Genomic DNA, 11983 nt, shown 5'->3' on the forward strand with positions numbered 1-11983 from the left:
CATTGGTCACAAAAGGGTGGACGAAACTAGCTGCCGGCGATGCCGAGCAATTCGGAATCGAGAGCCTTCAGATAATCCTCGGCGATATCGGCGCTGAGGCCGAGATCGTGCGGGCCGTAGCGCGAGGCGACGCGAACATCGACGAGGGTGGTTTCCGCTTCCTCGCGCAGGCGGATGACGATGTCGAAACGCAGGCCGAGAACGAGGGTGCGGGTTTCGCCCTGCAGCGTCACGCCGTTCGCCCTTCGAATGAGCTGCGCCACATCGTCGTCATAGGGACGCGGCGTCGGGATCGGCACAGCCTCAGGAGCCTCGGCGACCGCGCCGTCGTCCGCCTGCGGCTTCGCCGGCCGGTCTTCGAGATCGCGGTCTGGCTCGCTGTCGCCCTCGGCGCGGGTGATCCGGATGCCGTTCTGCTTGGCGACTTTCTTCACCGCTTCGAGCACGCGGTCGATCGCGCCGTCATAGCGGCGGCCTGTGAGTTCCGGGTAGGCCTCGAGCTGCTTTTCGCGATCCTCCGGCGTCACATCCGGCTTCCTCTTCAGCCAGATCTGATCGGCGTTCGGGGTCTTCAGCCAGTCGGGCGCCGAGACGAGATCGCTCGACACATCATAGATTGCCGGCAGCACAAAATAGCGTTCGGCGGCAATCCCGCCTATCGCGAGCGGAAGGGCGGCGAAAATAAGGGCTTTCAGCGCATCAAGCCCGCCTTCGGCACCGGTCAGCCAGAGGCTGCGCAGCCCGGCAAGGGCAAGCAGCGCCGCAAGGAGCGCAAAGCCCGCGGAGACGAGCAGAACCAGCACCAGGTAGGGCGTGACAAGGCCCGCGAAGCGGTGACCAATCAGAGCCGCAAGGCAGAGAACCAGCGCAAATGCCCCGAAGCGCCGCGCGAAGCGGGCGGCACTTGAAACGGGGCGGTCGAAACGGATTGCCATCAAACTTACCGGTTACTCGCAAGCGGCGCGTCCCGCATGAACGCGCAAAATCGCCCTCGACTTGTTTAGTGCAAGATTCGCCTAAATTGAAACTGTTGTCGCGATCGGAGGGACGCAATCCACGGGGAAGACGACAATGGCGTGCGTGAGCATTTTCTGATATTCCTTGATCTGCAGTTGTGTGGTTTGCGTCGCACACCGACTAACAGGAGAAGGGCAATGATTGCACCGGAGCTCGCATCGGGAACCCAGTCGCCGGCGCTGGGGGCAGCCGATCATGCAGATCCGCTTCTGCCGATAGAGCTTCTGGAACTGGAACTGTCACTCGACGGATATGATGGCAAATCCGACTTCTGCGAGACGGTCCGCGTGGCATCGGCTAAGGCCGGCGGGGAATTTCTCTTCGATCTTCCGGCCGAAGGCCTGATGGACGACTGCAAGCGCATCGCCGTGCTTCGCATCCCCTCGCCCGGCGAGCAGATGCGCGTCGTTCTCGCTGTGCTCGACCACAGCGGCACGGAAATCCGCATGGAAGCGCCGGACCCAGCGACGGCCCACCTTGTCCGCTTCGCCGAAGCCTTCGTCAAGGTCCTCGAGCGGTTCTGACCTAGAGCCGCTCAGCCGCCGCTTCCGCCAGACTGCGGAACGGGAACTTGCGTCCGCATTCGCACTTGATCATGCTGGTTTCCTGGTGATTGGACGCGCGCTGGATGAAGAAGCCGCGCGGCAGATGATCGACGCTGAAGCCGGGATGCTTGCGCTTCGGATCATCGATCTCGGAAGCTTCGGCAAAGCCGCTATTGCCGCATTGCGGGCAGGTCAGTTTCTTCGAGAATCGATCGCGCAGTGCCATGCTTGCCTTCCAATATCGTGCGAGCCCTCTTCTTACAGACGATCCCCGACGCGCGAAAGCCATTCGCGCCTCCGGTCGGTCGGCGAGCAGCGATCCCAAAGGTAGCTCGTAACCCTAAGCCACTCTTTTAGTTGACTGTAAGCCGCGATTAGCGTCATCTGACTGTGAGAAATTTTCGTTGCAAAGACACACCGATGCGTATCCTCGTTCTATCTCTCGCACTCGCCGCAGCTGCCATAAGCCTCTCGGCGTGCCAGACGCTGACGCCGGAGCAGCAGCGCGCCGCCGACGAAGACCAATGCTTGCGCTATGGCTTCAAACGCGGCACGGATGGCTTTGCAGGCTGCCTCCAGCGCATCGATCTCTACCGCCGCGCGCAGTACCGCTATGACAGCGACAGGCTCATGATGGGTATGGCGTTCGAGCTAGACCCGTCCTACTACGGGCGCCCGTATTGGCGGCAATATCGTTGGTAATGACCGCCTGCGCGGCTGCAAGCCGAGCGATCGGCACACGGAAGGGTGAACAGGACACGTAATCCAATCCGATCTCTTCGCAGAAATGGATGGATACGGGATCGCCACCGTGTTCGCCGCAGATTCCGAGCTTCATGTCGTTGCGTGTGCGCCTGCCGCGTTCGGCGGCGATGCGGATCAGCTCCCCGACACCATCGAAATCCAGCGAAATGAAGGGATCGTGCTCGATAATCCCCTTGCGTTGATAGGTCGGAATGAAGGCGGAAGCATCGTCGCGCGAGATGCCGAAGGTCGTCTGCGTCAGGTCGTTCGTGCCGAAGGAGAAAAACTCCGCCGCTTCCGCAATGATATGGGCTCTGAGGGCTGCGCGCGGCAATTCGATCATCGTGCCGACCAGGTAGTCGATCCGCATGCCGGCCTCCGCCATGACGTCGCCGGCAATGGTGTCGATGCGCTCCTTGACGTAGTCCAGTTCTGAGCGCAGCCCGACCAGGGGCACCATGATCTCGGGCACAACGGCAGCACCCGTTTCATGGGCTGCCGCGACCGCCGCCTCGAAAATCGCGCGCGCCTGCATCTCGACGATCTCAGGGTAGGAAATGGCCAGCCGGCAGCCGCGATGGCCGAGCATCGGATTGAATTCATGCAACGCATCAACGCGCTGGCGCAGCACCGCGGCGTCCATGCCCATCGCGGCGGAAACGTCGGCGATCTCCTCGTCCGTCTTCGGCAGGAATTCGTGCAATGGTGGGTCGAGCAGACGGATCGTCACCGGCAGGCCATGCATGACGTTGAACAGGCTGGTGAAATCATGCCGTTGCACCGGCAGCAAGCTGTCCAGCGCGGCACGGCGACCGGTCTCGTCCTCCGCGAGGATCATCTCGCGCATCAGATGAATGCGGTCGCCCTCGAAGAACATATGCTCGGTACGGCAAAGGCCGATGCCCTCGGCACCAAAGGAACGGGCTGCACGCGCGTCAGCCGGCGTATCGGCATTGGTGCGCACAGTCATACGACGCGCCCGATCAGCCCATTGCATGATGCGCCCGAAATCGCCCGAAAGCTCCGGCTGGATCATCTGTACGTCGCCCTTCAGGACCTGTCCGGCCGAACCGTCGATGGTGATGACGTCGCCCTTCTTCAGCGTAATGCCGACGCCGATCAGCCGCTCGTTGCGGGCGTCGATGCGCATGCTGCCGGCGCCGACGACGCAGGGGATGCCCATGCCGCGCGCGACAACGGCGGCGTGACTGGTCATGCCCCCACGCGTCGTCAGAATGCCTTCGGCCGCATGCATGCCATGAATGTCTTCGGGACTGGTCTCGACCCGCAGCAGGATGACCTTGCGCCCCTCCTCGGACGCCGTCACGGCCTCCTCGGCTGTGAAGACGATCTCGCCGGTCGCCGCGCCGGGAGACGCCGGCAGGCCCGTGCCGATGACCTCGCGCGACACGCGCGGGTCGATCGTCGGGTGCAGGAGTTGGTCAAGGGACGAGGGTTCGATGCGAAGCACGGCCTCTTCTTCCGTGATCACCTTCTCATCCACCATGTCGACGGCGATCTTCATCGCCGCGCGCGTTGAGCGCTTTCCGGCACGCGTCTGCAGCATCCAGAGCTTTCCGCGTTCAATGGTGAACTCGATATCCTGCATGTCGCGGTAGTGCTCTTCTAACTCGGCGCAGATGCGCGAGAGCTCCTTGAAGGCGTCGGGCATCAGCTTTTCCATCGACGGCCGCTCGGAACCAGAGCTGATACGGCCCTCCTCTGTGATGCTCTGTGGAGTGCGAATGCCGGCAACGACATCCTCTCCCTGCGCATTGACGAGGAATTCGCCGTAGAGCGACTTGTCGCCCGTCGACGGATTGCGGGTGAAGGCAACGCCGGTCGCGGATGAATTGCCGTGGTTGCCGAAGACCATGGCCTGGATGTTGATTGCCGTTCCCCAGCCTTCGGGGATATTGTGAAGATGGCGATAGGTGACAGCGCGGGCGCTCATCCAGCTGGAGAATACGGCCCCGACCGCGCCCCATAGCTGCACCTCGGGATCCTGGGGAAACTCCTCGCCCAGTTCCTCCTCGATGATGCTCTTGTAGAGCGAGACCACATGCTGCCATTCGTTGGCGGTCAGTTCCGTGTCGAACTCATAGCCGAGGCGCGCCTTCTCATCCTCGAGAATTTCCTCGAACACTTCATGATCGAGACGCATGACGACATCGGCATACATCTGAATGAAACGGCGGTAGCTATCCCAGGCAAAACGCGCGTCGCCGGCGTCGTGGCCGAGCGCCTGCACGGTTTCGTCGTTGAGGCCGAGATTGAGGACGGTGTCCATCATCCCCGGCATCGAAACGCGCGCTCCCGAGCGCACGGACAGCAGCAGCGGCCGATCACCCGCGCCGAACCGCCGGCCGGTAATTTGCTCGATGCGCTCGATGCCGGCGCGGACCTGTTCTTTCAGCTCTTCGGCAATCTGTCGCCCGTTCTTGTAGTAGGCAGAGCAGGCTTCGGCGATGATCGTCAGACCGGGAGGGACAGGAAGGCCGAGATTGCACATCTCCGCGAGATTTGCGCCTTTGCCGCCCAAACGCTCGCCGTCGAGAGCACCACCCTCTGCCTCACCGTTGCCAAATGTATAGACCCACTTGGTCATATTCCCCCCAATACCAAATCCGGATCAACTTAATCCGTTGGTGTTGAAATGAAAATCGACAAATGCGGCCGAAATGTTGCGACGCACAATAACTGCGACAGACTGAAGCGTTTGAAGGGAGAAAAAGCTTTGCGGGACTGCAACAAAGTCCCGCAAAGCCTTATGTCCGTCCGGCCAGGAAAACCGGACGGGGGGTTCCGCCATACGACTGTCAGAGCCAAAAAGCATTTTGCCCCGATCGCGTCGCATAGAAAACTACGCAGCCGACATCACTTCGCGGTAAGTCGACGGCGACCTGAAGCAATCTCTAATACAAGATCGGTAGGAAAACATTACCTGAATGGTGGAGACGGCCCAATCCGGCAGACTTTTTTTGGGCGTTTCTCATGCGATTTCACGCAATTGTTCAGCAGTCTGCAGGTCGACAGACACAAGTTGCGAGACCCCCTGCTCCGCCATCGTCACGCCGAACAGCCTGTTCATGCGTGCCATGGTGATCGGATTGTGGGTGATGATGACGAAACGCGTCTCGGTGGAGGCAGCCATTTCGTCCATCAGGTTGCAGTAGCGCTCGACATTGTGGTCGTCCAATGGGGCGTCCACTTCGTCTAGGACGCAGATCGGCGCCGGATTGGTCAGGAAGACGGCAAAGATCAGCGCCATTGCCGTCAGTGCCTGCTCGCCGCCTGAAAGGAGCGTCATCGTCTGCGGTTTCTTGCCCGGCGGACGGGCGAGGATTTCGAGACCGGCTTCGAGCGGATCGTCGGATTCGATCAGCTGCAGTTCGGCCGTGCCGCCGCCGAAAAGATGGGTGAAGAGGCGCTGGAATTGGCCGTTGACGACGTCGAAGGCGGCGATCAGGCGCTCGCGCCCCTCCCGATTGAGGCTCTGGATCGCGCCACGCAACTTGCGGATTGCATCGATCACGTCGTCGCGTTCCTTGATCAGCGCCTCGAGCTTCCCGCTCAGTTCCTTCTGCTCTTCCTCAGCGCGCAGGTTGACCGCGCCAAGTCGCTCGCGTTCCATCTTGAGACGTTCGAGTTCGCGTTCGACCTCGCGAAGGTCGGGCGCTGTCTGCAGCGGCTCCAGTCCTGCGAGCCGAAGCGCCTCATGTGGCGCAACGTTCAGGGTCTCGCGAATTCGCGCCTCAGTTTCCTGCCGCTTTTCACGAGCGGAGACCAGGCGCTCTTCAGCGCGACCGCGACGCTCGCGGCTTTCGGCGAGTTCGGAGAGAGCAGTCGCCGCCTTGTGGTCGGCATCGCGCTGGACGAGCTCGGCTTCGGCAAGCACGTCGGCCGCATGGCGGCGCGCTTCCTCGGCCTTCTGGAGTTCGTTCAACAGCGCGCGTCGCTTGTCGTCGAACTCATCGGGAGCCATCTCGAGCTCGGCGGCCTCCTCGCGCGCCTCTTCTTCGCGATCGCGAAGCGTAGCGATGTGATCCTCGGCGCTCGCAGCGCGCTGACGCCAGGTCTCGCGTTCCTGCCCGATGACCACGATTCGGCGCTGTCGGGCCTCGTTTTCGCGGTTGAGGCTTTCGTGGCGTGCCCGCGCTTCGGCGAGCGCACCACGATCAGTCGCGACCTCGGCCTGCTGCGACCGAAGCCGTTCGTCCATCGCCGTCAAATCAGGGGCATCTTCCAGCTCGATTCGGGCGTTTTCGTCCTGGACTGAGATGTCTTCAAGCTGGATCTGGAGTTGACTGACAGCCTCGGCAACGACATCGCGGCGACGGATGAGATCGCCGGAGGCTCGTTCGGCCACTGCCAGTGCTTCACGCGCCTCGGCGAGTTGCCGCGCAGACATACGGCTCTTCTCGCGCGCCTCGGCAAGGCGGCGCTCTTGCAGGCGAATGGCATCGGCCGCACCAGCCAGGCGTTCCTCTGCTTCAGCGAGTATGTCGCGGGCAAGCGCGGCTTCGCTTTCCAGTTCGGCGAGCCGGTTCTTCTGCGCCAGCCGCAGCGCGGCCGCGCTCGGTGCATCGGCACCGGTGACGTGGCCGTCCCAACGGTAGACGGAGCCTTCCTTGGTCACCAGACGTTGGCCGGGCTTGAGATCCTTCATCAGCGCCGCAGCATCCGAAGCGGAGACGAGGCCGATTTGTTTCAGGCGACGCATCAGCGCGGCAGGGGCGCGAACGTAGTCAACCAACGGAGTCACGCCGGCCGGCAGCGCCGGGTCCGCGACACCGTCGCCATTGCCAGACCAATGAGCCGGCGCCTTGGAATCAAGCGGGGATTCGATGTCGTCACCCAACGCTGCGCCGAGCGCCGTTTCAAAGCCGCGGTCGACGCGCAGCTGATCGGCGGCCGGCGCAAATTCGCCTGCGGCGGCGCCGGCAGCGAGCATGCGTGCAATGGTCCGGGCTTCGGTTTCGATGGCGTTCAGCTTCCCACGCGCCTGATCGACCGGCGATCGGGAGAGAGCTTCTGCCTGGCGGGCAGCGACCAAGGCCTGCTCGACGCTTTGGATCGCGGCTTCCGCCTCGGCAACAGCCTGCTCGCCTACCTCCACCACGGCCCGCTTCTCGTCCGGATCGGGCAGGCTAGCAATCGTCTCGCCGATTGCGGAGAGCTCGCGATTGGCCTCATCCATATGCCGTTCAAGGCGCATCTTGCGATCGGCAAGGTCGCGAATGGCGCGCTCAAGCTGGTTGCGTCCGGCTGCAGCCTCGGCACGTTCGGCCGTCAGCGCGGTAAAAATACGCTCGCTGTCGGCAAGCTTTGCGGCTGCCTCCTCGAAGGCCTCGCGGGTCTCTTCGGCAAAACGGCCGGAGTCGGCAAGGATCTCGGCGATCTCGGCTTCTTCGGTATCCAACCGCGCCAGGATTGCCGCGTTGTCTGCCACCAGCCGCTCCTCGCGGCGGATGTCTTCGCCGAGCTGTGCAAGGCGGCGGGTCAGTTCGTCGCGACGGCGCAGGATGCGGTTAGCGTCCTCCTCAAGCTGAGTCTTGGCGATCTGCAGACGCTGCACCGCGGCGGCGGCACGCGCGTCGCCCTCGCGCAGTTCCGGCAGCTTGAGGCTCGCAATGCCCTGGGCCTTGGCGGCCTCCATCTGCATCTGCGCCTTTTCGGCGACGACGACGGTTGCCTGATTGAGCGCACTGTCGGCTTCCGCTTCCGCCTCTTTGGCCTGAACCCAGCGGATATGCAGGAGCATTGCCTCGCGGGCGCGGATATCGGCGGACAGCGACTTGAAGCGACTTGCCTGACGCGCCTGACGCTTCAAGCTCTCGATCTGGCTCTCAAGCTGCGAGGTTACGTCGTCGAGACGTTCGAGATTGCCTTCGGCGGCACGCAGGCGAAGCTCGGCTTCGTGGCGGCGCGAATGCAGGCCTGATATGCCGGCTGCTTCTTCCAGCAGCTGGCGGCGGGCCTGCGGCTTTGCCGAGATCAGCTCACCGATCCGCCCCTGCCCCACCATCGACGGCGAACGGGCGCCGGTGGAGGCGTCGGCGAAGAGCAACTGCACATCCTTGGCGCGGCTTTCCTTGCCGTTGATGCGATAGATCGATCCCTGCTCGCGCTCGATGCGGCGCGTGACCTGGATCTCGTCGCTATCGTTGAAGGCGGCAGGCGCCGTGCGCTCGGCATTGTCAAGATAGAGCGCGACTTCGGCGGTGTTGCGGGCGGGACGGTTCCCCGAGCCGGAAAAGATGACGTCGTCCATGCCGGACGCACGCATGTTCTTGTAGGAATTCTCGCCCATCACCCAGCGGAGCGCTTCGACGAGGTTCGACTTGCCGCAACCGTTCGGGCCGACGACACCGGTCAATCCGCGCTCGATGATGAATTCGGCGGGTTCGACGAAGGACTTGAAGCCGACGACGCGAAGCTTGTTGAACTTCATGCAGCGCCCCCGCGCCGCACAAGGCAAACAACGGGCGAACGGCCTCTGCCGTCGCCCGTCGATCGGATACGGTTCAGTTTAGAGCAGGCTGTCGATAAGGGCCGACATGGTGTCAACCGTCATGTCTCCAGAATAGCGCTTGCCGTTGATGAGGAAAGTCGGCGTGGCATTGACGCCAAACTCTTTGGAACCCCTTTCCCGCGTTGCGTTCACTTCATCCAGCAGCTTCTGGTTCGTCAAGCACTTCGTGAAGCTATCCTCAGTAAATCCGGCAAGTTTGGACATCTGAAGCAGTGCAGCGCGGCCATCGTCTGCAGCGGCCCAGGTCTGCTGCTGCTTGAACAGCATGGCCACCATCGGAAAATACTGTTCGGCGGTGCTCAATTCTTCCGGCTTGGAAGGATTGCAGCGTGCCAGCATGAAGGCAGCGGCCGCACGCGGATCAAACGGGAATTCGCGGATGATGAACCGCACCTTGCCCGTATCGACGTACTTCTTCTTGATCTCGTCGAAGGTCGCCGTGTGGAAGTGGGCGCAGTGCGGGCAGGTCATCGACATGTATTCGACGATCGTGACCGGGGCGTCTTCCTTGCCGAGTGCCATTTCCGGCAACTCGCCTGGCTTCAGCACGGCAGCCATGTCGACGTCGCCGTCGGGCTTGGGCATTTCGGTCGCGGCATGCGCGGTGCTGAAAACCGCCAGGGTCGCCGTCGCGGCAGCCACGCCGCCCAGAAGCTGGCGTTTCGTCAGTTGCATTTCGGAAATCGGCATGAAGGTCCCCATGAATGAGAGTAGTGGCTGACAGTGCGATATAACGGCTCGAAGCCCTGAACAAGGCACGCTTCGCCAACTTTCTTCAAAGAATTGTGACCTTGGTTGGACCGCCAGATTAAATTGCGGACAGAATTGCCGCGGCAATACTTGTAAGGCACTAGCGGCCGCGCTTCCCCAGCACGGCCGTGCCGAGACGCTTTACCGCTTCGCGCAGCTTGTCGCCCTCGATGCCTTCCATCATGTCCTCCAACTTTGCGGCTGCCGCGCCCTTCAATGGCGGCGGAGTGCGGGAGCGCTTGACCGCCTGATAGACAGGCTTCTGGACGATACGGATCTGATGAACAGCGGCGAAGCCGAAGAAACTGTTGACGCGCTGGATCAGCTCACCCTGCGCATGGGTCAAAAACAGTGCTCGGGCGCCCTCGCAGGCGATCGTGAGCACGCCCGGACGGAAGCCTCCGTCATCATTGCCGCGCGCCCAGGCAATCTTTTCCGGCCGGGTGCAATCGGCAAATTCCTCACCGGCGATTTCATTCCACGAGCCGAGCAGCGCCGTATTGATGCCGGCGCGCTTTGCAAGCACCGGATCGATCAGCCCGTTCGCCAATTCGGAGATTTGCTTTTCACCTTTGCGTGGATAACTCATCGAAACCTTCACATCGCGCTGCCATCCGGCACCACTGCCTTGATCGCGCGGCATTGCTTCGCCAAGTATAGGGCACTTCCCCTGACGACGGCAAATGATGACATCGACAACACTGGACGCGCCCGCCGCCAAGCCCCTTCTCGATTGGTATGACCGCCACCATCGCGACCTGCCATGGCGCGTTTCCCCGCCGATGGCGGCGCGCGGCGTCAAGGCCGATCCGTACCATGTCTGGCTTTCCGAAGTGATGCTGCAGCAGACCACGGTGTCGGCGGTAAAGCCCTACTTTACCAATTTCCTGGCGCGCTGGCCGACGGTGCGCGATCTTGCCGACGCCGCTAGCGAAGACGTGATGGCTGCTTGGGCCGGACTCGGATATTACGCCCGCGCCCGCAACCTCAAGAAGTGCGCCGAGGCCGTGACGCGCGAACACGACGGCGTCTTTCCAGACACCGAGGAAGGACTGAGATCGCTTCCCGGCATCGGCGACTACACGGCCGCTGCAGTGGCGGCGATCGCCTTCAACCGGCAGGCAGCCGTCATGGACGGCAATGTCGAGCGGGTGATTTCGCGCCTCTACGCGATCGCCACCCCACTGCCTGCTGCCAAACCACTGATGAAGCAGAAGGTGGCTCTGCTAACCCCGAAAGATCGGCCCGGCGACTTCGCCCAGGCGATGATGGATCTCGGCGCGACGATCTGCACACCGAAGCGGCCCGCCTGTTCACTCTGTCCCCTCAGGGGATCCTGCGAGGCGCTGCGTCTGCATGATCCCGAACACTTTCCGGTCAAGGCCGCCAAGAGGGAAAAGCCTATACGGCGAGGCGCAGCCTTCATCGCCGTTACGCCGGATGGCGACGTTCTGTTGCGGCGGCGCATCGAGAGCGGCCTGCTCGGCGGCATGACCGAAGTGCCGACGACCGACTGGACGGCGAGGCAGAACGGAGAAACGTCGGCCAGTGCTGCACCGTTCCCGGCGGCTTGGGAGCCCTGCGGGACCGTGACCCACGTCTTCACCCATTTCGAGCTCAGGCTTTCCATCTACCGCGTCGCGATCCCCTCGCGAATTCAAACGGATAACGGTTGGTGGGAAGCGGTTACAAATCTTGACTCGCAGGCGTTGCCGACTGTCATGAAAAAAGCAATCACCGCAGCTATTCCGCTCGCGTTCAAACATGCCAAGGATTAATCGATGCCCATTGATCATATTGTTTTCGACATCGGAAAAGTTCTCGTCCATTACGATCCGAATATTCCGTTCAGCCGCCTCATTCCCGATGAGGGCGAGCGCAAGTGGTTCTTCGAAAATGTCTGCACCCATGATTGGAACGTCGAGCAGGACCGCGGCCGCACCTGGGCCGATGCCGAAGCCCTGCTGATCGAAGTTCATCCGGATCGTGAGGAGCATATCCGCGCGTTCCGGAACCACTGGCACGAGATGGTCCCGCACTCCTACGACGACAGCGTCGCGATCATGGAAGGCCTGATTGCCGATGGCCAGGATGTGACGATGCTGACCAACTTCGCATCCGACACCTTCCGCGAGGCGCAGGTCCGCTTCCCGTTCCTTACTAAGCCGCGCGGCGTCACGGTGTCCGGCGACGTCGGCCTGATCAAGCCCGATATCGCGATCTACGAAACGCATGCGAAGAGCTTCGGCCTCAATCCGGCGGCGACGATCTTCATCGACGACTCCGCCCCCAACGTCGAGGGCGCCAAAGCCGCCGGCTGGGATGCGGTTCTCTTCACCGGCGCCGACCAGCTGCGTGCCGATCTTGCAGCGCGTGGCGTGAGGGTCTGATC

10 protein-coding genes are annotated in these 11983 nt (G+C 62.2%); 4 read left to right on the forward strand and 6 right to left on the reverse strand.

The window, feature by feature from the left end:
• Positions 1-26: 26 nt before the first annotated feature.
• Positions 27-935, reverse strand: coding sequence for a DUF1499 domain-containing protein (locus FHX09_RS08865; protein ID WP_132588499.1), 909 nt, complete (start codon positions 933-935; stop codon positions 27-29).
• Between the two features lie 219 nt (positions 936-1154).
• Here FHX09_RS08865 and FHX09_RS08870 point away from each other — a divergent pair, with 219 nt between their 5' ends.
• Entirely contained in the window at positions 1155-1541 is a 387-nt protein-coding gene (locus FHX09_RS08870) for a hypothetical protein (RefSeq protein WP_132588498.1), read from the forward strand.
• A gap of 1 nt (position 1542) precedes the next feature.
• Here FHX09_RS08870 and FHX09_RS08875 read toward each other — a convergent pair whose 3' ends face one another.
• Positions 1543-1788, reverse strand: a complete 246-nt coding sequence (locus tag FHX09_RS08875) for a hypothetical protein (RefSeq protein WP_007793001.1) — start codon at positions 1786-1788, stop codon at positions 1543-1545.
• 194 nt (positions 1789-1982) lie between these two features.
• On the opposite strand from FHX09_RS08875, the gene FHX09_RS08880 reads away from it, so the two are divergent.
• Positions 1983-2264: a hypothetical protein gene (locus FHX09_RS08880; RefSeq protein ID WP_007793005.1), complete on the forward strand. Its 282-nt coding sequence runs from the start codon at positions 1983-1985 to the stop codon at positions 2262-2264.
• On the opposite strand, the gene ppdK is transcribed toward FHX09_RS08880, so the two are convergent.
• The 4 genes from ppdK to FHX09_RS08900 form a co-directional block, all read right to left on the reverse strand.
• A complete protein-coding gene (ppdK, locus tag FHX09_RS08885; RefSeq protein ID WP_132588497.1) occupies positions 2191-4914 on the reverse strand; it encodes a pyruvate, phosphate dikinase in 2724 nt (907 codons plus the stop codon). The two genes, FHX09_RS08880 and ppdK, sit on opposite strands and share 74 nt — an antisense overlap.
• Positions 4915-5298: 384 nt before the next feature.
• Entirely contained in the window at positions 5299-8760 is a 3462-nt protein-coding gene (locus tag FHX09_RS08890; RefSeq protein WP_132588496.1) for a chromosome segregation SMC family protein, read from the reverse strand.
• A gap of 78 nt (positions 8761-8838) precedes the next feature.
• Positions 8839-9531 carry a DsbA family protein gene (locus FHX09_RS08895; RefSeq protein ID WP_184449795.1) on the reverse strand — a complete coding sequence of 231 codons (693 nt, stop codon included), beginning with the start codon at positions 9529-9531 and terminating at the stop codon, positions 8839-8841.
• 160 nt (positions 9532-9691) lie between these two features.
• Positions 9692-10180, reverse strand: coding sequence for a DUF721 domain-containing protein (locus tag FHX09_RS08900; RefSeq protein WP_132588494.1), 489 nt, complete (start codon positions 10178-10180; stop codon positions 9692-9694).
• 97 nt (positions 10181-10277) lie between these two features.
• On the opposite strand from FHX09_RS08900, the gene mutY reads away from it, so the two are divergent.
• Both mutY and FHX09_RS08910 read left to right on the forward strand, forming a co-directional pair.
• On the forward strand, positions 10278-11369 hold the full coding sequence (gene mutY, locus FHX09_RS08905) for an A/G-specific adenine glycosylase (protein ID WP_165933040.1): 1092 nt from the start codon (positions 10278-10280) through the stop codon (positions 11367-11369).
• Between the two features lie 3 nt (positions 11370-11372).
• Positions 11373-11981, forward strand: a complete 609-nt coding sequence (locus FHX09_RS08910; protein ID WP_007793024.1) for an HAD family phosphatase — start codon at positions 11373-11375, stop codon at positions 11979-11981.
• The last annotated feature ends 2 nt before the right edge of the window (positions 11982-11983 follow it).

Source organism: Rhizobium sp. BK538, assembly GCF_014197575.1.
Classification (GTDB): domain Bacteria; phylum Pseudomonadota; class Alphaproteobacteria; order Rhizobiales; family Rhizobiaceae; genus Rhizobium.